Below are 21,043 nucleotides of genomic sequence, written 5' to 3' on the forward strand. Positions count from 1 at the left end.
ATTCTATGTATTAGAATGAGTGTATCAAATAGTTATTGAACTCTTAATTGAAAGGAGGAGAAGTAAATGCAAGAATGGATTGTAGTAGATCAATTTGGGAATATCATTGTAGGACCATTTTATGATAAAACAGCTGCGGAAATGCATGCGAAAATGATTCCGAATGCAAGTGTAGAGAAAAAATAGGAGAATAAGCAGAATGACTGATATTACTTTGAGGCATATGACATTAGAGGAACTGTTGAAGGACAATAGGCTCCATATCCCAAATTATCAACGTCCTTATAAATGGCAACGTAAACACATTCGACACTTATTCTATGATGTCAAAGAAGTTATAGACTCTAAAAAGGACATTTATCAAGTTGGTTCCCTTATTTTACACGATAAAAAACAAACTTTAGATATTGTTGATGGACAACAGCGGACTATTTCTGTTGCATTATTTTTACAGGCTTTAGGGAAGTTGAACGACTATATCGGTGCCCAGCAGTTACTAAATCAAAAATTTGACGTGGTTTCGTGTCAACATGCTAAGGAAAATTTTGAAGAGTGGAAAATACTGATTGATCTAGATGACGAAAAGGCGCAAAAAGTATGTGACTTTCTTCTTAAAAATTGTGAAATTGCTGTTATTACAATGCCATATAATCGATTATCTGAAGCTTTCCAACTTTTTGATTCTCAAAATAATCGGGGAAAAGCTTTAGAGCCACACGACCTGCTTAAAGCCTATCATTTGAGAAATGCCTCTGAAATCAGTGAAGATTTGATCGAAAATTGGGAAAAAATTGTTACAGACGAAAAGGTCAATTTAAAAGATTTATTTAACCAATATCTTTTTAGAGTGCGAGGGTGGTCAATTGGTGAAACTGGGTTGACTAAACGTCGTCAGGGTTCATACCTTCGCTTTACAGAAGATTTTATCGATGATTTTAAAGGTGTCGGTTTACATCATAACGAATACCCTTATTTGAATCTCTTTAGACTATTAAAAGAACAAAATATTGATTATCCTATTTCTTTAACGATGCCAATTATTGATGGAGAGTACTTTTTCTCTTATATTAATCAGTCACATAAAATGATTCAAAACAGAGAGACTTGGTTTGAAAATCTCAGTTTAGACTCCAAAATGCTAAAGATTTTACATTCTACTAAACAACGTTATAGCCGAAATCGTAATTTATTCGATAATTTAGTGTTGCTTTTTGTGGATAGGTTTGGTCAGGGAGCTTTAGATAAAGATATTGTTGAAACAATTTTTATATGGGCCTATTATCCACGTATAAAAGCGCGTGCCATTTATGATAGCACTTTAGCCAATTATGCTGCGGGCGGAATTTTTCAACGGCGTACAGTTCAAAAATTATTTCAGCTATTACATCATGCAAGTACACCAAGCGATTTTTTGCAGAAAATCAATCGTGATCAATTTGAACATTTTACCTTGGAGAAAATTCTTGAGGAAGAGGAGCTTAATAAATGACTAAGACAGCTACTTTGACAGTTACAAAACTTCTGACTGAAGATGAATACATTGTTCCTCTTTATCAGCGAAATTTTTCATGGACATATGATGAGATTGAGCAATTGCTTATTGACATAGCAGATGCCTACAACGAACGTGAAAAACGTCCTGATTATTATATCGGAACACTGGTTGTTCATCAAAAAGGAAATATGTACCATATTATTGATGGGCAACAGAGAACAACAGCTTTGACTTTGTTAGCATTGGTTTTGAGAAATGAGTATCATATCCAGTTCCCTGGCTTGAAACTCTTAAATTTCGAAGCGCGTAAGCAGTCCAATGCATCTTTGCAGCAGTTATTTGAAAATAGTAGTGCAGCATTTGAGAATATGGATGAGATTATTAGAGGTTACCAAAACACCAAATTAGCACTAAATAAAATTCTGTCCGAACAGTTTAAAATGGAAGTGACGGTATATGCTGAGTACCTCTTTCAACACGTCATCATTTTTAGAAATATGCTACCTACTGACTTAGATTTGAATCTTTATTTTGAGCGGTTTAATTCAAGAGGAGAGCAATTGGAAGCTCATGAAATTATTAAGGCTCAATTGATGGCGAAGCTTGATGATGAAGAAGCTGCTAAGTTTGCTAAAATTTGGGATGCCTGTGCAGACTTCGAGAATCCGGTAGTTAAATCATTTCAAATGAGAAAGAAAAGAAAGGAAACGTTTAAAGAAAGAGAAAACATTTTTGGTTGGCATTTTTCAAATTATAAATTAGCCAATATCTATCGATTTATTGATAACACAAATAGTTCAAAAAAAAGTATATTAGCTATCCTAGAAGATTCAAGTTCATTGGTATTTGATGACATCGTAGACGACAAAGAGACTGGAAAATATACAACCGTTATTAACTTTGAAACACTACTCTTGTATACTGTTTCTATTATTGAAAATATTTCCCCACAAGATGTTCAATTAGATGATAAGAAACTACTTGATGTCTTTACGGTGAGTGAAAAAGGAAGGGATTGGGTCGTTTACTTCTCGGAAACTTTATTAAGCATCAGACACCTATTTGATAACTATGTCATTAGAAACGCAAGCGAAGATACATCAAGGCGGTCAAAAAACGACTGGTTTCTTAGCAAAGGTACTTACTATGAATATCAAAGAGACAATCGGAAAAATACAGATTACTTTGTAGAAGAACATTTTGAGAATAATACTTTTTCAGATAAGGCAGTGAATGATACCATTATTATGCTTCAGTCTATGTTTGCAGTGACCTTTACATCAAATCGAGATAGTCGTTGGCTATATGAGACTTTGGTCTATCTCTTTGAGAATATTGAACATTTGCAAGATGAAGCATTTGGACACCAGTTTGTAAATTTTCTAGAAGCGTTGGCAGTTCGATATGCTGAAGGTCGGTTATTTACAGAAGATGGACAAGAATTTAGATGCTACCCTAATATGCCTATCTATGCTTTCAATTTTGTTGATTATGTCTTATGGAAAAATCAAAATAATCTACAGGAGTACTTTTTTGATTCAAGGAATTTTAGATTCACTTATCGTCGTTCCGTTGAACATTGGTATCCTCAGAATCCAAATTTTGAAGATAGTGGGATGTTAAGAATGTCTGATAGTCTGCTTCATTCTTTTGGAAACCTCTGTATTATCACGGATAGTCAAAATTCGAAGTTTGGGAACTCTAGACCGCAGGCCAAGTATAGCCAATGGGAAAAGATATTCGGAAACCAAAGTCTAAAACTGCAATGGATGGCTAAACTTACTGGAAATTCTGACGACAATTGGAATAGTGGAACAATCAGAGGACATGAAGATAAGATCTTAATGTTAGTTAAGGAATTTATAGATTGTACGAAAAACATTTGATTTTTTCGGAAGTTTTGAATTTCAGTTTATTCCCCTTATGTTTGCTAGTCTTGTCTCCAAGAAAAATAAAAATTTACAAAATTCCTTGCCTAAAACGGAACTCTTATGTTACAATAGCAAAAGCGTAGGTTTTTAAACTCATCCCGTGAGGTGAGAAAGACAACAGGAAAAATCAATTAAGGGCCTATGACTATGTATATTTAGAAAGTCTGGGTCTTTTTGTGTACCCAGAATGGGAAATTTATGAGTACAAAAGCCAATCTTTTGTTTGATGTCCATGAGAAACCAGCACCGCTTCAAGGGATTTTGTTGAGTTTCCAGCACGTGTTCGCTATGTTCGGAGCGACAATCTTGGTGCCCTTGATTCTCGGTATGCCAGTTTCGGTTGCCCTCTTCGCATCAGGTGTCGGAACTCTGATTTACCAAGTGGCAACCCAGTTTAAGGTGCCGGTTTACTTGGGTTCATCCTTTGCCTACATCTCAGCTATGGCTCTTGCTATCAAGGAAATGGGTGGCGATGTGTCAGCAGCGCAGACAGGTATTCTCTTCGTCGGCTTGATTTATGTCTTGATTGCTGCACTTGTTAAAGTGATCGGAACTAAGTGGATTGACAGCCTCTTGCCTCCGATTGTCATCGGTCCTATGATTATTGTTATCGGTCTGGGTCTTGCCAATTCTGCCGTGACTTCAGCAGGCTTTGTCGCAGACGGTGACTGGAGAAATGTCGTAGCGGCTATTGCTACCTTTTTGATTGCGGCTTTTGTCAATACCAAAGGGAAAGGCTTCGCCAAGATTGTTCCTTTCTTGATTGCCATTATCGGTGGTTATGTGATTGCCATCTTCCTCGGACTAGTTGACTTTACACCTGTTCTGGAAGCAGCTTGGTTTGAATTGCCAGGTTTCTACTTACCATTTGAAACAGGAACCTTCAAATCCTACAATTTCTACTTCGGTCCAGAAATGATTGCCATCTTGCCAATCGCAGTGGTGACCATCGCGGAGCATATCGGAGACCACACGGTTCTCAGTCAAATTTGTGGCCGCCAGTTCTTGAAGGAGCCAGGACTCAGCCGTACCTTGATTGGTGACGGTGTGGCGACTGCCGTATCTGCCTTTATCGGTGGACCTGCTAACACGACCTACGGTGAAAACACAGGGGTTATCGGCATGACCCGTATCGCATCAGTATCCGTTATCCGTAACGCAGCCTTGATTGCCATTGCCTTCTCATTCTTGGGCAAATTTACAGCCCTTATCTCGACTATTCCAAGTGCCGTTCTTGGTGGTATGTCTATCTTGCTCTACGGTGTTATCGCCTCAAACGGTTTGAAAGTTTTGATTGAGAGCCGTGTTGATTTCGGTCAAGTCCGTAACCTGATTATCGCAAGTTCTATGTTGGTCTTAGGCCTTGGTGGTGCAGTACTCAACATCGGTGCCATCACGCTATCAGGAACAGCTCTTTCAGCTATTGTCGGCATCGTCCTCAACCTCATCTTGCCAAAAGCAGAATAAGTTAAAGTAACAGTCAGCGAAAGCTGGCTTTTTTGAAACTAGCAGAGCTACTCAGCTAGTTTTCAAATCAGTTGACAAAAAAGACAATCCTTGATAGAATAAATGAGGTCCAAAAGGACAAATCTAGCTTTTTCTTGGTTACAGGTCGCCAACCTGTCACTCGGATTAGGCTCAAAAACAAAGGAGAACATATCATGGCAATCTCAAAAGAGAAAAAAAATGAAATCATGGCACAATATGCTCGTCATGAAGGCGACACAGGTTCAGTTGAAGTACAAGTAGCAGTACTTACTTGGGAAATCAACCACCTTAACGACCACATCAAACAACACAAAAAAGACCACGCAACTTACCGTGGTTTGATGAAAAAAATCGGTCGCCGTCGTAACTTGTTGGCATACCTACGCCGCACAGACGTAAACCGTTACCGTGAATTGATTCACTCACTCGGACTCCGTCGTTAAGATAGGATACAAAAGTCGTCAAAAACGACTGAAAAATAGGAAACTGCCATGTCTTCGGATAGTGGCAGTTTTTCTTATGTTCCATTATGGAAGTGTAGTGCTCTGAAAAGCTGGGTGTTCTTCGTTTGAGTGAAGAGTATTCGTTTCGTTCAGTTTTTTATATGGTAGGTTAGATTTTCCCTCAAATTCCTTCCTCATTTCACCACATTTTCCGTCAAATATGATAGAATAAATAGTATGCGTGGTTTTGTGCAAAAGAGAGTGAAACAAGTTTGTTTGATTGTCTTTTGTAGAAAACACGCAAGAAAAATTTTAGAAAAAATAGGAGACAATTCATGTCAAAACAAGTATTTGAAACGGTTTTTGCTGGCAAGAAATTGGTCGTTGAAACAGGTCAAGTTGCCAAACAAGCCAATGGTGCGGTTGTTGTGCGCTATGGCGACTCAACAGTCCTTACAGCGGCAGTTATGTCCAAGAAAATGGCGACGGGTGATTTCTTCCCCCTCCAAGTCAACTATGAAGAAAAAATGTATGCCGCAGGGAAATTTCCAGGTGGCTGGATGAAGCGTGAAGGCCGTCCGTCGACCGATGCGACCTTGACTGCTCGTTTGATTGACCGTCCAATCCGTCCAATGTTTGCGGAAGGCTTCCGTAACGAAGTTCAAGTCATCAACACAGTGCTTTCTTATGACCCAGATGCCTCTGCTCCTATGGCAGCCATGTTTGGTTCTTCATTGGCATTAGCAATCTCAGACATTCCTTTCAACGGTCCAATCGCAGGTGTCCAGGTCGGCTATGTCAATGGTGAACTCATCATCAACCCTGACAAAGCTCAAATGGAAGAGTCTCTCCTTGACTTGACAGTGGCTGGTAACAAGGACGCTATCAACATGGTAGAGTCTGGTGCCAAAGAATTGTCAGAAGACATCATGTTGGAGGCACTCCTCAAAGGTCATGCGGCTATTCAAGAACTCCTTGACTTCCAAAATCAAATCGTAGCAGCAGTCGGCAAGGAAAAGGCAGATGTGGAGCTTCTTCAAGTGGACTCAGACTTGCAGGCTGAGATTGTTGCAGCTTACAATGACGATTTGAAAAAAGCGGTGCAGGTTGAAGAAAAATTGGCCCGTGAAGATGCGACCAATGCTGTGCGTGAGACCGTCATCGCAGCCTACGAAGAAAAATATGCTGAACACGAAGAATTCGACCGCATCATGCGTGATGTCCATGAAATCTTGGAACTCATGGAACACGCAGAAGTTCGTCGTTTGATTACAGAAGACAAGGTTCGCCCAGACGGTCGCCGTGTGGATGAGATTCGTCCGCTGGATGCAGAAGTGGACTTCTTGCCAAATGTTCATGGCTCAGGTCTCTTTACCCGTGGTCAAACGCAAGCTCTTTCTGTCTTGACCTTGGCTCCAATGGGTGAAACCCAAATCATCGACGGATTGGACGACGAGTACAAGAAACGCTTCTTGCACCACTACAATTTCCCACAATATTCAGTGGGTTCAACTGGTCGTTACGGTGCACCAGGTCGTCGTGAGATTGGTCACGGTGCTCTTGGAGAGCGTGCTCTCGAGCAAGTCTTACCGAGCTTGGAAGACTTCCCTTACGCTATCCGCTTGGTCGCAGAAGTCTTGGAGTCAAACGGCTCTTCATCACAGGCTTCTATCACAGCTGGTACCCTTGCCCTCATGGCAGGTGGTGTGCCAATCAAGGCTCCAGTTGCAGGGATTGCCATGGGTCTGATTTCAGACGGCACCAACTACACCGTCTTGACCGATATTCAAGGTCTTGAGGACCACTTTGGCGACATGGACTTCAAGGTGGCTGGTACTCGTGACGGTATCACAGCCCTTCAAATGGACATCAAGATCGACGGTATTACACCACAAATCTTGGAAGAAGCCTTGGCACAAGCTAAGAAGGCACGTTTTGAAATCCTTGATGTCATCGAAGCGACGATTCCAGAAGTTCGTCCTGACCTGGCACCAACTGCACCGAAGATTGACACTATCAAGATTGATGTGGACAAGATCAAGATTGTTATCGGTAAGGGTGGGGAAACCATCGATAAGATTATTGCAGAAACTGGCGTGAAAATCGATATTGACGAAGACGGTCTTGTGGCGATCTTCTCACCAGATCGTGCTGCAATTGAGCGTACTAAAGAAATCATTGCTGGTCTTGTTCGTGAAGCAAAAGTGGATGAAGTCTTCCAGGCAAAAGTCGTTCGTTTGGAGAAATTCGGTGCCTTTGTCAACCTCTTTGACAAGACAGATGCCCTGGTCCACGTTTCTGAAATGGCTTGGACTCGTGTCAATAAACCAGAAGATTTAGTTGAAATCGGCGATATTGTCGATGTTAAGGTCATCAAGATTGATGATAAAGGACGTATTGACGCTTCTATGAAGGCTCTTCTTCCAAAACCAGAAGGTTATGTGGAGCCAGAAAAACGTGAGCGCTCTGACAGACCACGCCGTCATAAAGACAACAAAGAGAAAAAAGATAACAACTTTGGTGAATTCAAATTCCACAAGGTTGAAAAGAAATAAGCTGAGTAGACAAGTTCGGTAGCGGGCTTGTCTTTCGCTAGAAGGAGTGACTATGGGTTGGTGGAAGGACACCATTGAGATTGTAAAAGAAAAAGATCCGGCAGCACGGACGACCTTGGAAGTTCTTTTGACCTACCCAGGTGTCAAGGCCTTGGCTGCCCACCGTCTGTCCCATTGGATGTGGAAAAAAGGCTTTAAACTCTTGGCTCGGATGCACAGCCAATTTTGGCGCTTTTGGACCAATATTGAAATCCATCCAGGCGCCGAGATTGCTTCGGGGGTCTTCATTGACCACGGAGCTGGTTTGGTTATCGGAGAAACCGCCATTATCGAATCAGGTGTTATGCTTTACCACGGCGTAACGCTTGGTGGAACGGGCAAGGATACGGGCAAACGCCACCCGACCGTGCGAAAAGGGGCCTGGATTTCTGCACACGCACAGGTTATTGGACCTGTTGAAATCGGAGAAAATGCCAAAGTGGGTGCAGCTGCCGTTGTCCTAGCCGATGTTCCAGCAGATGTGACAGTGGTCGGTATGCCAGCTAAAATTGTCCGTGTACACGGTCAAAAAGATGAGAAGGTCATTCATGACATGGAAGATGGCCGTGAACACTACACCACCAAATTGGCAGAGCTGAGAGAAGCCAGCCATCGCTCCTCACATTTGTAGAGTTGTAAGGGACAAGATTCGGAGGGAAAATGCTACTAGAAGAATTTGAAAATACCTCTGCGGTCATTGAACCGACAGATGCCGCTATTCGGGGTGGTGGTGAAACCTGTAATACTTTAATTCTGTCATTTAATGGAGAAATTATTGAGAGAGTTGCCGAGTTAGAAAATGTATATGAGGGTGGAGCTCTTCACAATCTAAATGGCCGGTTGCCATGGTATATTTATGAAGAAAGTGGAGTGAGAGTTGGTGTCATGTTAGCCCCAATTGGAGCTTCTATGATTGTTGGGAACCTAGAAGAATTAAAAGCCAAAGGGTTTCAAAATTTTATTGTATTTGGTACTTGTGGAGTACTGGATCGGTCTATTGCTGTAGATAAGATTATTCTACCAAGCTCAGCCTTACGCGATGAGGGAACTAGTTATCATTATGCACCAGCCAGAGATGAGATTAGCTATCATTCGGAACTATTATTGACCATGGAAGAAGCTTTGGATCAAGCAGGAATTGAACATGTTCGGACTAAGACATGGACGACAGATGCATTTTATAGAGAAACAGCAGCTAAGGTTAAACGTCGCCTAGCCGCTGGTGCCATGGTGGTCGATATGGAAGCTTCTGCTATCATGGCCTGGGCAAACTTTCGTCAGGCCAAGGTCTATCAATTTTTCTACACGGCAGACTATGTGGACCGCCACAAGAATGAGTGGGATACTCGTCGAGAGGAACGGACGGCCGACAGTATGACCTTTTTTGAAGTAGCCATGGCGATTGCAAGAACATTAGAAAGTACATCATGTTAAAAAAATTAGTAAGACAAAACTGGCCTTATGTGTTGACCTCCATCGGTGGAACAATTCTATGTATCCTTAAGTTTTCCCAAGGAAACTGGCAGTTAGGGATGATTTGGTTGGCAGCGACAGCTTATTGGCTGGTCAGATTGTATCAAAAGTATCAAATCCTAAAGAATACTCAGAAGTAATGGAGAAGCTATGATTAAAATTTACGATACCATGACTCGCAGTTTGCGTGACTTTGTTCCCTTGGAAGAGGGGAAGATCAAGATGTATGTTTGCGGTCCGACGGTTTACAACTATATCCATATCGGCAATGCCCGTAGTGTCGTGGCTTTTGATACCATCCGCCGCTATTTTGAATACCGTGGCTTTGATGTGACCTACATTTCTAACTTTACGGATGTGGATGACAAGATTATCAAAGCTGCTAATGAAGCTGGCATGACAACCAAGGAACTGTCTGATAAGTTTATCGCAGCTTTCAAGGAAGATGTGGCAAAGTTAGGTGTCAAACCAGCTACCCAAAATCCTCGTGTTATCGACTATATGGATGAAATCATTGATTTTGTGCAGGTCTTGATTGACAAGGGTTACGCCTATGAAGCGGCAGGCGATGTTTATTTCCGTGTGGAAAAGGCGGAAAACTATGCTCGTTTGGCCAACAAAACCCTGTCTGACCTAGAAGCTGGGGCTTCTGGTCGTGTTGAGGGAGAAGGTCAACTCAAAGAACATCCTTTCGACTTTGCCCTGTGGAAAACTGCTAAGCCAGGCGAAGTGTCTTGGGAAAGTCCTTGGGGAGCAGGTCGTCCAGGTTGGCATATCGAGTGTTCGGTTATGGCGACAGAGATTTTGGGAGATACCATTGATATTCACGGTGGTGGTGCGGACTTGGAATTCCCTCACCATACCAATGAGATCGCCCAGTCTGAGTGCAAGACAGGTCAGGCCTTTGCTAACTACTGGATGCACAATGCCATGCTCAATATCAACGATGAGAAGATGTCCAAGTCCTTGGGCAATTTCCTGACAGCCCATGATATGTTGGAACAAATTGACGGTCAGGTCTTGCGATTCTTCCTATCTACCCAGCACTACCGCCGTCCACTCAACTACACTGAGAAGGCTATTTCAGATGCGGAAATCAATCTCAAATATCTAAAAAACACTTATACACAACCTGTGCAAAACTTTGTGGATAAGTCAGGTCTTGAATTGCATTTGGCAGCCTTTGAAGCAGCCATGGATGATGATTTCAATGCGGCAAATGGAATTACGGCTATCTTTGACTTTGCCAAATGGATCAACTCTGGCAACTACGATGAAACAGTTAAGGAAGCTTTTGGCAGAATGCTCGCCGTCTTTGGCATCGTCTTTGAAGAAGAAGTCTTGGATAGCGAGATTGAAGCCTTGATAGCAGAACGTCAAGCAGCGCGTGCCAATCGGGACTTTGCGACGGCTGACCGCATTCGTGATGAATTGGCAGCCCAGGGCATCAAGCTCTTGGATACCAAGGATGGTGTGAGGTGGACACGTGACTAAGGCAGTAGATGTCAATCTCATCAATGGAATTGCCCTGGCTTTTGAAGGGGATGCCGTCTATTCCATGTATATCAGACGGCACTTGATTTTCAAGGGGCTGACCAAGCCCAACAAACTGCACGGCGAGGCTAACAAATACGTCTCTGCCAAGGCTCAGGCAAGCCTAATCTCAGCCCTCTTAGAAGCTCAGCTATTGACCGAAAAAGAGGAAGAAATCTACAAGCGGGGAAGGAATAGCCATAGCCACACCAAGGCTAAGAATGCGGACGTGGTCACCTATCGGATGTCCACAGGTTTTGAGGCGGTTTTGGGTTACCTGCACATGACCGAGCAAATCGAACGCTTGGAGGAGCTGGTGGGCTGGTGTATTGACAAAATAGAAAGGGGATAAGATGAACGAGAAGGAACTTGCAGGTTGGTTTCCGCAGGCCAGGTTGTCGCGGGAAGCGGGCGAAAACACTCTGGCTCTGGGCGACGGTCGCTATCTGAATCTGGCGGATGCGGATTTGACAGAGCGGGAACGCTATCTCTTGTCCTTGTTGTCGCGTCCTCAAGACCAGAAACCGTCTAGCCCTTGGCAGTCCTACCTACAAGGTCAAGGCTCGCTGCCCCAGACGGTTGAAGCCATTCAGTTTATCCATGTCCACCTTTGGTCGCAGAAGGAAGCCCAGCTGGACGCTTGGAGAATCATGATGACCGACCTACTGCCCAGTCAGGTGGCTCAGGTGCAGCTGACGGCTCAGGACTACCTCTTTATCCTGGACCAAGGCACTTGGACGGATTATCAAAGCCTTCTGGCAGACACCCTGTCAGCCTTGGAGTTCGACTTCGGCTTGCGACTGACCCTCTTGGTCGGCCAGGTCTGGCCCCGTCAACTCGCAGACCGCTGGCCCCAACTCTATCAAGCAGAGGCAGCCCTTTTCGCTCAATGGCGGGCCCACTACCACCAATCAACCGTCCTCTCTTTTAGTCAACTTTTTCTTTGGGGACAAGGTAGAGCAGGCTTGGAGCTTGGTCTGATAAAAGCCAGTATGCTAGATCTGATTGACCAGCAAGATATGCAGGATATCATTCTAGCCTTATGGGCAGAGGGGGCCGTGGTCACTAAGACCGCTCAGTCCCTCTATGTTCATCGGAATACCCTCCAATACCGTTTGGATAAATGGCAGGATATGACAGGTCTTCAATTGAAGGAATTGACAGACTTGAGTTTCTGTTATCAAGTATTGTTAGATAGAATTTACTAATCTTTTGTGCAAGATGTACAAAAGATTTTTATATTTTTGTTCACATTGACAGAGAAAAGTAAAACGTTTTCATTTATAATGAAATCATCAAAGAAAGCGAGGATTGAACATGGTTCAATTGAATTTAAAAAATATCTACAAAAAATATCCTAACAGCGAGCATTACTCAGTTGAAGACTTCAACTTGGACATCAAGGACAAAGAGTTTATCGTATTCGTAGGTCCTTCAGGATGTGGTAAGTCAACTACTCTTCGTATGATTGCTGGTTTGGAAGATATTACAGAAGGGGAAGCTTACATTGACGGCGTTCTCATGAACGATGTGGCACCTAAAGACCGTGACATTGCCATGGTATTCCAGAACTATGCCCTCTACCCACACATGACTGTATTTGACAATATGGCCTTTGGTTTGAAATTGCGTAAATACAGCAAGGACGAAATCAAAAAACGTGTGGAAGAGGCTGCACAAATTCTTGGCTTGACAGAATTCTTGGAACGCAAACCAGCTGACCTTTCAGGTGGACAACGCCAACGTGTTGCCATGGGTCGTGCCATCGTTCGTGATGCAAAAGTATTCTTGATGGATGAGCCTTTGTCAAACTTGGATGCCAAACTGCGTGTATCCATGCGTACAGAGATTGCTAAAATCCACCGCCGTATCGGTGCAACAACCATCTACGTAACCCACGACCAAACAGAAGCTATGACCTTGGCAGACCGTATCGTTATCATGTCTGCGACTAAAAACCCAGCAGGTACAGGTACAATCGGTCGTATCGAGCAAATCGGTAGCCCAGAAGAGCTATACAATCGTCCAGTCAACAAGTTTGTTGCTAGCTTCATCGGTAGCCCTGCTATGAACTTCTTCACAGTGACGCTTCAAGATGGTGTTCTTGTTGGAGATGGCTTCAAAGTGGATCTTCCAGAAGGTCGTCGCAAGCACTTGGAAGAAAAAGGCTACAATGGTAAGAGCTTCACACTTGGTATTCGTCCAGAAGACATCAAGGCTTCTCAGTTAGAATTGGATACTTACCCTTCTTCTATCGTAGAAGCAGAAGTAGTCGTTTCAGAGCTTCTCGGTGCAGAAACCATGCTTTACTCTAAGGTTGGAAACACTGAATTTGTATCTCGTGTCGATGCGCGTGATTATCACAACCCAGGCGATAAAGTCCGCTTGACCTTCAACCTCAACAAAGCTCATTTCTTCGATGATGCAACAAGCAAGGCAATCGTATAAATTTGTTCATAAAACACCTGACCGTCAGATGAAAATCTGGCGGTTTTTGGTTAGTAACATATAATTTCTTGTTTTTGCTTGCTAAATTCTATATAATAAATATAAAAAGATACTTACAGGAGGTTTCCCATGAAAATATTACTGAAAAAAATTCGGATAACGGCTCTGTATATTTTGCTTTACAACCTTATTTTGATGATATGCATTTGGATGGGTAAGGTATCCACCAAGGAGGAATTCATCATTGCTGTCGCAGGGAATGCGGTCATGATGGGGCTGTCTTTCTTGCATTTGCACAACCAAGTATCGTCATTTAGTTTATCTTTTATTACGTCGTTAACTCACCTTGCCTGATTGAAACAGTCTGGGGGACTGTTTCAAGTCAATGCCTAGAAACCAGAAAGCATTGAGTTATGCCTGTGGCTCGTTGCCTAGTACTAAAAGTAAACTAAAAGACTATATCAGATGAATTTCATGGAAAAATAGAAGAACCGTCGGTTTAAACTGACGGTTCTTGGTCTTTATAAACCTCATAAAAGTCAACCTTGAGGCGAATAAAGGCTTCCATATCGTGTAGGAGCTGAAAGAGGGTGGCACGGGTTTCAAATTCTTCTCGGGTTTGTGGCAGAGGTCGCTCGCGGAAGGTGGCATGGAAGAGTTCGATATCCAGGAGCAGTTCCTTGGCGGAGTTTTCTCGGCTTAGTTGCTGGGCTGCTCGCCCGAAGAGGCTGGACAGGATAATATTTTCTCTACCTTCCAGTAAACATTTGTTGATATTTCCTGCCATGGTCCGCAGGATTTTGTTTTGTGCGGCCCGCATTTCAAAGTAATGGACCTGGTAGTTGGTCTGCTGGAAGAGCTGGTTGTGGCGGTCTAGATAGACGACTTTCAGGGCCTCATCCAAGGTCTTATCCAGCTGCGTAATCAATTCTGCCTCGTTTCGTCCGTCGCCGTTGAGCAGAAAGGCTTCAAAACGGAGGAGAATCTGCTTGAGCAGGTCTTCAACTTGGTCGTGGTAGGCCTCGATTTTCTTTTCTTGCGAGGGCATATAGAGGTTAAACAAGAGTGCCAGTCCTGCCCCAATCAGAAAAAGCGCCAGCTCATTTCCCAAAAAAATCAGCGAAATATCCTGCTCCAGCAAGAGGTGGGTGACGAGGACGGTCGAAGGAGCGATGCCTGCCTCCCAGTTGAATCGGTAGGCCAGAGGGACGTAGAGGGCCAGGTAGATGCCCAGAGTCCAGATGCCGAAGCCAAAGAGGGCGAAGATCAGGACGGCTATAGTTAGGGCCAGGAGGGTGGAAAAGAGGCGGTTGCGGGCCATTTTGAAGCTGGACTTGCGGGTGTCGAGGACACTGAGAATGGCGATGATGCCAGCTGCCGTCGCATAGGACAAGCCCAGGGCGGTCGCTAGGTAAATGGCTAGGACGGTAGCAAATATCAGTTTGATGGTGCGGAGGGAGAGGGACATGGTGGCTCCTTTGGTCTTAATCTGTTTCTATTGTACCATAAAACAAAACCCTCCTAAGGATAGGAGGGAATTGCTTATGCAAATAGAGCCAGGATACCAACTACCAGGTAGCAGACCAGTTTGTAGCTTTCGTTGATCAGGATGAGTTTAAGAGGGCGTTGCTCAAAGACGTAGTTCTTCAATGAAGCAAGTACCGCAATCACACCCATGCCGCCAGCTGCGTGGAGTGGTGAAACACCAAGGGTCTTGATGAAGAAAATTGCCACAACAGCAGTCAAAACTTCAATCGCTAAGGAAATCATCATTTCCTTCTGGCCATTTTTTCCAACCTGACGGTCAGCTTCTACCTTGGCCATGTCAATGCCAGAGGCTTCAATCCAAGCATCACGGAAAATCAAACCATACCACAAACCACCAATCGCAAAGGCAATCAGCCCAGCCAGAATTCCCAAAATAAGTGTCATATGTTCTCCTTTTACTTGTACGGATAAATAATAGACATTAGAATATCATAGGCTTTACTATTTGTCAAAAGTCAGATTGAAACGGGGTGAAAATGAGAATTGACAAATTAAGGTGTTATGTTATACTAAAATAAAATGGATTTTGTTTATGGATAATAACCAATATTTTATGAGGAGGAGATTATTATGGATCAATGGATGCGAGATTTTGAAGAGCGGCAGAGACATGATGAATTGAAGCAAAAAATGGATGCTCAAACCTCTGCTATGAATTCTCAAGCAATAGCACTTCAAAAACAAAATAATCTTTTGCAAAAAGAGCATGAGCGTCAAATTGAAAAAGAGTTTAAGGACAGAATTTTTCAATTACGATTGCACTTAGCACAGGCTACAGATGATAGTCAACGATTTGTACTCCAGCAAATGCTCAGCGAAGCTGAGGAAGATTATGAGGATTATCAAAGAGAGCAAGCTGAGAAACGTTTGGCAGACGCAAAAAGACGAAAGATATGGCTAATCATTTCAAGTGTTGTGGCTGTGTTAGGAATGGCTGGCTTATATTTTGTCTACCAAGATATTTCTCAAGTTACAGTTCCTGAATTATATGGTATTGAGCTATCTGAAGCTAAAGATTTACTGTATGAAGAGGGGTTAAAAGTTGGTACAATAACAGAAGTTGGTGGGCAGTCAGTTCAGCCTGGGGCGGTCAGTATGTCTTCTCCAAGTGGGGGAAGAAAGGCGAAACGAGGAAGTGCAGTGAATTTAGTTGTTGCAGAAGGTACCGATGAGACGATTGCAGTCGAAGAGAGCTCGACTAGTGAGGCAGCAACTAGTAAGACTGCTGGAAGTTCGGAAGCTTCTAGTCAGTCTCAGGTAGGTAGCGCCGTTCAATCGTTTACTGTGGATATTAAAAAACAAGGACAGGTTATTCGTCAGGAACCTAGTTTATCTGGAGAAGTTGTGACCGATATAGAACCTGGAACGTATACGATAGTTGAGACTATTCAAAAAGAAGGACATAGTTGGGGCAGATTAAAATCAGGACAGGGCTGGATTTCGTTGACGGATTTACATAATCCTGTACCACAGGTTGATACCAAAAACTTAACGACAGATCAGGTAAAAGCTTGGGTCATGGATGATTTATTTAGTCGTAGCGTCATGATTGAAAAGTATCGGAAAAATCAGGTTGTCATTAGTGTTCGTATGGCTGAGGATGGTTTAGTTTATGCAGATGTAACTGTACCATCAGACCCTAATTTTGAACCACGAGATTGGAGTTATCGGATCAATAGTCGTGGGGAGTTAGAGGCAAGCGAATATGATACAGATCCGGAACAAGGGGGTGTCAACTGGTATGTTGCCCAACATTATTATTTGGAAAACAGTGTGAACTAAGAAAGCTGAGAAATTCTCGGCTTTTTCCTTTTCAAAAATGTGCTATAATACTCTTATGGAACAAAATGATATGGTATATGGCGTACATGCTGTGGTGGAGAGTTTGGAGGCCAACACCGGCAACAAGCTCTACATCCAGGATGATTTACGCGGAAAAAATGTAGAAAAAATCAAGGCTCTAGCGGCAGAGAAGAAGGTATCAATCTCTTGGACGCCCAAGAAGACCCTGTCTGACATGACAGAAGGTGCCGTTCACCAAGGCTTTGTCCTGCGGGTTTCCGAGTTCGCCTATGCAGACCTGTCGGTGATTTTGGAAAAGGCAGAGCAGGAAGACAATCCCCTCATTCTCATCTTGGACGGTCTGACAGACCCCCACAACTTCGGCTCGATTTTACGGACCGCAGATGCCACTCAGGTTGCAGGCATCATCATTCCCAAACACCGAGCAGTTGGGGTGACGCCTGTTGTGGCTAAGACCTCCACAGGTGCGGTGGCCCATGTCCCAATCGCCAGAGTGACCAATCTCAGCCAAACCCTAGATAAGCTCAAGGAGGCTGGTTTCTGGGTATTTGGCACGGATATGAATGGAACTCCAAGCCACAAGTGGAATACAGCTGGCAAACTAGCCCTTATTATCGGCAACGAAGGCAAGGGCATCTCCAGCAATATCAAAAAGCAGGTGGATGAGATGATTACCATTCCTATGAAGGGCCATGTCCAATCTCTCAACGCCAGCGTAGCAGCAGCTGTGCTGATGTACGAAGTATTTCGGAAGAAAATTTAAATGAAAGAAAAAGTTCTCATCGTAGATGGCTACAACATGATTGCCTTTTGGCAGGCCACCAAGCAAGATTTTAAAAAGGGAGACTTGGATGCGGCCAGAACGACCTTGCTTCGCACCTTGTCTCACTACGCAGCCTTTGAACAGATCGAGGTGATTTGTGTCTTTGATGCCCACCATGTGCCAGGTCTTCGCCAGCAGTATGATGAATACAAGGTATCGGTCATTTTTACAGAGGAAGAAGAGACGGCAGATAGTTATATCGAACGACTCAGCGCCCAGCTCAATAGTGACCGTCGCAAGCAGGTTTCCGTCGTAACCAGTGACCTCAATGAACAGTGGGTGGTCTTCTCCCAAGGTGCCTTAAGGGTTTCGGCGCGTGAGTTGGAGGAGAGAACCAGGGTTATCAAGAAGGACTTGGACAAGTTTGTGGATCAGGTAGAGCTTTACACCCCACGGCTCAATCCCTGGTCAGATGGGAATTTTCAAGCTTTAAAAGAAATGATGGAGGAAATGAAAGAGTGACATTTACAATCGTAACTGATTCGACATCGGATTTGCCAATCAGCTGGGTCCAAGAAAATGATGTGACCGTGCTCGGTTTGACTATTAACCTAGACGGCGTAACCTATGAAACCGTTGGGGAAAACCGCTTGACTTCTGCGGATTTGCTTGAAAAGATGGCAACTGGAGGTCTTCCGACAACCAGTCAGGTCAATGTTGGTCAGTTTGAAGAAGTTTTTGAAGCGGCAGCCAAGGAAGGCAAAGAGGTGCTTTACCTAGCCTTTTCATCGGCTCTTTCAGGGACCTATCAGAGTGGGGTTATTGCACGCGATATGGTTTTGGATGCTTATCCTGATGCTGTTATTGAAATTGTAGATACTAAGGCGGCGGCTATTGGCGAAGGGTACTTGGTTATGCAAGCAGCTCAAGCGCGTGCAGCAGGTAAGTCATTAGCTGAAACCAAGGCGCTCATCGAGGACTTGGTCCCACGTTTACGGACCTATCTCTTGGTCGACGACCTCAACCATTTGGTGCGTGGTGGTCGCCTGTCTAAGGCGGCAGCCCTCATTGGTGGATTGGTCAATATCAAACCTCTTCTTGCTCTCAATGCGGAAGGGAAGTTAGAAGCCATTGCCAAAATCCGTGGTCGTAAAAAAGGGATCAAGGAAATGTTGAACCTGACCTTGGATAATTTGGACCATTCTACGGTTATGGTGGCCTATACAGGTGATTTGGAAGCTGCGACAGCCATCAAAGCGACCTTGTTGGAAGATAGCCGTGTGACCGATGTTCTCTTGACAGAGTTGGGACCAATTATTGCCACCCATACAGGTACAGGCGTTTTAGCTATCCTATCCATCAATCAGAAAGAGAGATAATCTCTTTTCTTTTTACAGAAATAGAAAGCGATTACAAATAATTAAACATATCCATTTGGAGGTTCTTATGAAACGTTTATTGTCATGCTATGCCAGTGATATGGTGGGAGCGACCAAGGAGGAGCTCAAGCAGTCCATTCTATCCAGTGAAGGTCGGATTATCATGGGGGAAACGGTGGTGACGGCAGCTCCCTTGATTGCAGGGGTGACCAATGCGGAGATGATGGCTACTTTTGGTTGTGACCTTTTGGTGCTCAATGAATTGGATGTTTTTCATCCGGAGATTGTTGGTTTTTACGACTGCGACAATCCCATCGCTGAAATCAAGCGGTTGACGGGTCGATTGGTTGGGATAAACTTGGAGCCTGTGGATACTAGTCAGGAAGTTCAAGACCAGCAGGTCTTTCTTAAACCAGGTCGACAGGTCAGTCCAGAAAGTCTGCGACAGGCCCAAGTTCTTGGCGTAGACTACATTATGCTGACAGGTAATCCTGCTACGGGTGTGTCTATGTCTGCAATCCGCTCTGCTATTGGCCTTGCCAAAGAACACTTTGAGGGCCTGATCTTTGCAGGAAAGATGCACGGTGCAGGTCTGGGAGAGTCGGTCGTGGACAGCCAAGCTCTGCTGGATTTTGTGGAGCTGGGGGCAGACGGTGTCCTCATACCTGCAGTCGGAACGGTGCCGGGTGTGCGGGAGGAGATTGTGGCACCAATCATCAGTCAGGTCAAGGCGCGTGGGGCTTTGGTTATTTCGACCATTGGGACTAGTCAGGAGAGTGCGGACAGCCAGACGGTGCGGGAGTTTGGGCTCAGCAACAAGCGGGTGGGCTCGGACATCCACCACATCGGAGATGGGGGCTACGGTCGCATGCCAGACCCTGAAAATATCTTGGCTTTGTCCTTGGCGGTCAGAGGCAAACGGCACACCTATTTCAAAATGGGGCAATCGGTGAGGAGATAGGATTTGGTGTCATTTTTCTGCTATTAAAGCTCGTTTTTTCTATCCTTGTTTTAGGGTGAAGAAAAAATAAAAAAAGTAAAGTAAAATAACTTGACGGAGAACAGTAGTTTTGATAGAATGGTAGACGGTATTGTTTACCCCATTTGAAAGGCCCCGGAACCTTCCAAATACCCGCGGACCGGAACATCCGCCCAGTAAACAAAAACGATTCGTATAGGAGAAATCATGAACAAAACAACATTTATGGCTAAACCAGGCCAAGTTGAACGTAAATGGTATGTAGTAGACGCTACTGATGTACCTCTTGGACGCCTTTCAGCAGTAGTTGCTAGCGTTCTTCGCGGTAAAAACAAACCAACTTTCACACCTCACACTGATACTGGTGACTTCGTTATCGTTATCAATGCTGAGAAAGTGAAATTGACTGGTAAAAAAGCAACTGACAAAGTGTACTACACTCACTCATTGCACCCAGGTGGTTTGAAATCAATCACAGCTGGTGAATTGCGTTCTAAAAACGCTGTTCGTTTGATTGAAAAATCAGTTAAAGGTATGCTTCCACACAACACACTTGGTCGTGCACAAGGCATGAAGTTGAAAGTGTTTGTAGGTGCTGAGCACACTCACGCTGCACAACAACCAGAAGTACTTGATATTTCAGGTCTTATCTAAGGGAAAGGACGTAATCTAAATGGCACAAGCACAATACACAGGTACTGGTCGTCGTAAAAACGCGGTTGCACGCGTACGTTTGGTCCCAGGTACTGGTAAAATCACAGTAAACAAAAAAGATGTAGAAGAGTACATCCCACACGCTGACCTTCGTTTGGTTATCAACCAACCATTCGCAGTAACTTCAACACAAGGTTCATACGACGTTTTCGTTAACGTGAACGGTGGTGGTTACGGTGGTCAATCAGGTGCGATCCGTCACGGTATCGCGCGTGCATTGCTTCAAGTAGACCCAGACTTCCGCGATTCATTGAAACGCGCTGGTCTTCTTACACGTGACGCTCGTATGGTTGAACGTAAAAAGCCAGGACTCAAAAAAGCCCGCAAAGCTTCACAATTCTCAAAACGTTAATCAACACGATTATATCAACGTTTATGGACATTCAAGAATTACTTCTTGGGTGTCTTTTTTGTGGTTTTTTGAAAAGCATTTGTTAAAAATCGTGTACCAA

General features: G+C 43.9%; 21 protein-coding genes. 19 read left to right on the forward strand and 2 right to left on the reverse strand.

Annotated features, from left to right (window positions below; genetic code table 11):
• The first annotated feature begins 199 nt into the window (after nt 1-199).
• The 12 genes from C1G49_RS02830 to C1G49_RS02895 all read left to right on the forward strand — a co-directional run bounded on the left by C1G49_RS02830 (nt 200) and on the right by C1G49_RS02895 (nt 13,759).
• Nucleotides 200-1,489 carry a DUF262 domain-containing protein gene (locus tag C1G49_RS02830; RefSeq protein WP_105124527.1) on the forward strand — a complete coding sequence of 430 codons (1,290 nt, stop codon included), beginning with the start codon at nt 200-202 and terminating at the stop codon, nt 1,487-1,489.
• Entirely contained in the window at nt 1,486-3,381 is a 1,896-nt protein-coding gene (locus C1G49_RS02835) for a DUF262 domain-containing protein (RefSeq protein ID WP_105124528.1), read from the forward strand. The genes C1G49_RS02830 and C1G49_RS02835 overlap by 4 nt, the downstream gene beginning before the upstream one ends.
• A gap of 243 nt (nt 3,382-3,624) precedes the next feature.
• Nucleotides 3,625-4,893 (forward strand): uracil-xanthine permease family protein, encoded by a 1,269-nt coding sequence (locus tag C1G49_RS02840; protein WP_105124529.1) that lies wholly within the window; start codon nt 3,625-3,627, stop codon nt 4,891-4,893.
• Between the two features lie 194 nt (nt 4,894-5,087).
• A complete protein-coding gene (gene rpsO / locus C1G49_RS02845; protein ID WP_002938849.1) occupies nt 5,088-5,357 on the forward strand; it encodes a 30S ribosomal protein S15 in 270 nt (89 codons plus the stop codon).
• 335 nt (nt 5,358-5,692) lie between these two features.
• Nucleotides 5,693-7,912, forward strand: coding sequence for a polyribonucleotide nucleotidyltransferase (gene pnp / locus C1G49_RS02855; protein ID WP_105124530.1), 2,220 nt, complete (start codon nt 5,693-5,695; stop codon nt 7,910-7,912).
• Between the two features lie 52 nt (nt 7,913-7,964).
• The gene (gene cysE, locus C1G49_RS02860) at nt 7,965-8,582 is read left to right on the forward strand and encodes a serine O-acetyltransferase (protein ID WP_105124531.1); all 618 of its coding nucleotides are present in this window, start codon (nt 7,965-7,967) and stop codon (nt 8,580-8,582) included.
• Nucleotides 8,583-8,611: 29 nt separating this feature from the next.
• Complete coding sequence (locus C1G49_RS02865; RefSeq protein ID WP_105124532.1) at nt 8,612-9,385, forward strand: nucleoside phosphorylase; 774 nt, start codon at nt 8,612-8,614, stop codon at nt 9,383-9,385.
• Between the two features lie 189 nt (nt 9,386-9,574).
• Nucleotides 9,575-10,918, forward strand: a complete 1,344-nt coding sequence (gene cysS / locus C1G49_RS02875; protein WP_105113889.1) for a cysteine--tRNA ligase — start codon at nt 9,575-9,577, stop codon at nt 10,916-10,918.
• Nucleotides 10,911-11,309: a Mini-ribonuclease 3 gene (locus C1G49_RS02880; RefSeq protein WP_099810349.1), complete on the forward strand. Its 399-nt coding sequence runs from the start codon at nt 10,911-10,913 to the stop codon at nt 11,307-11,309. Before cysS ends, C1G49_RS02880 begins: the two co-directional genes overlap by 8 nt.
• A gap of 1 nt (nt 11,310) precedes the next feature.
• Nucleotides 11,311-12,165, forward strand: a complete 855-nt coding sequence (locus tag C1G49_RS02885; RefSeq protein WP_105109922.1) for a helix-turn-helix domain-containing protein — start codon at nt 11,311-11,313, stop codon at nt 12,163-12,165.
• A 109-nt stretch (nt 12,166-12,274) separates the two neighbouring features.
• Nucleotides 12,275-13,405, forward strand: a complete 1,131-nt coding sequence (locus tag C1G49_RS02890) for an ABC transporter ATP-binding protein (protein ID WP_105124534.1) — start codon at nt 12,275-12,277, stop codon at nt 13,403-13,405.
• Nucleotides 13,406-13,534: 129 nt separating this feature from the next.
• Nucleotides 13,535-13,759: a hypothetical protein gene (locus tag C1G49_RS02895; RefSeq protein WP_105124535.1), complete on the forward strand. Its 225-nt coding sequence runs from the start codon at nt 13,535-13,537 to the stop codon at nt 13,757-13,759.
• 145 nt (nt 13,760-13,904) lie between these two features.
• On the opposite strand, the gene C1G49_RS02900 is transcribed toward C1G49_RS02895, so the two are convergent.
• Complete coding sequence (locus C1G49_RS02900; RefSeq protein WP_105124536.1) at nt 13,905-14,873, reverse strand: aromatic acid exporter family protein; 969 nt, start codon at nt 14,871-14,873, stop codon at nt 13,905-13,907.
• Nucleotides 14,874-14,947: 74 nt separating this feature from the next.
• Nucleotides 14,948-15,337 carry a DUF1761 domain-containing protein gene (locus tag C1G49_RS02905; protein WP_105124537.1) on the reverse strand — a complete coding sequence of 130 codons (390 nt, stop codon included), beginning with the start codon at nt 15,335-15,337 and terminating at the stop codon, nt 14,948-14,950.
• Between the two features lie 186 nt (nt 15,338-15,523).
• On the opposite strand from C1G49_RS02905, the gene C1G49_RS02910 reads away from it, so the two are divergent.
• From C1G49_RS02910 to rpsI, 7 genes are all read left to right on the forward strand, one after another.
• Nucleotides 15,524-16,735 carry a PASTA domain-containing protein gene (locus tag C1G49_RS02910; RefSeq protein WP_105124538.1) on the forward strand — a complete coding sequence of 404 codons (1,212 nt, stop codon included), beginning with the start codon at nt 15,524-15,526 and terminating at the stop codon, nt 16,733-16,735.
• Nucleotides 16,736-16,790: 55 nt separating this feature from the next.
• Entirely contained in the window at nt 16,791-17,519 is a 729-nt protein-coding gene (rlmB, locus tag C1G49_RS02915) for a 23S rRNA (guanosine(2251)-2'-O)-methyltransferase RlmB (protein WP_032511689.1), read from the forward strand.
• Nucleotides 17,520-18,041 carry an NYN domain-containing protein gene (locus tag C1G49_RS02920; RefSeq protein WP_105124539.1) on the forward strand — a complete coding sequence of 174 codons (522 nt, stop codon included), beginning with the start codon at nt 17,520-17,522 and terminating at the stop codon, nt 18,039-18,041.
• Nucleotides 18,038-18,898, forward strand: coding sequence for a DegV family protein (locus C1G49_RS02925; protein ID WP_105124540.1), 861 nt, complete (start codon nt 18,038-18,040; stop codon nt 18,896-18,898). Before C1G49_RS02920 ends, C1G49_RS02925 begins: the two co-directional genes overlap by 4 nt.
• Before the next feature lie 67 nt (nt 18,899-18,965).
• The gene (locus tag C1G49_RS02930) at nt 18,966-19,859 is read left to right on the forward strand and encodes a PEP phosphonomutase (RefSeq protein WP_105124541.1); all 894 of its coding nucleotides are present in this window, start codon (nt 18,966-18,968) and stop codon (nt 19,857-19,859) included.
• Between the two features lie 225 nt (nt 19,860-20,084).
• Entirely contained in the window at nt 20,085-20,531 is a 447-nt protein-coding gene (rplM, locus tag C1G49_RS02935) for a 50S ribosomal protein L13 (protein ID WP_027972471.1), read from the forward strand.
• A gap of 19 nt (nt 20,532-20,550) precedes the next feature.
• Nucleotides 20,551-20,943, forward strand: a complete 393-nt coding sequence (gene rpsI / locus C1G49_RS02940; RefSeq protein ID WP_002942223.1) for a 30S ribosomal protein S9 — start codon at nt 20,551-20,553, stop codon at nt 20,941-20,943.
• Nucleotides 20,944-21,043: the final 100 nt, after the last annotated feature.

The sequence above is a fragment of the Streptococcus suis genome (assembly GCF_002960625.1).
GTDB lineage: Bacteria > Bacillota > Bacilli > Lactobacillales > Streptococcaceae > Streptococcus > Streptococcus suis_T.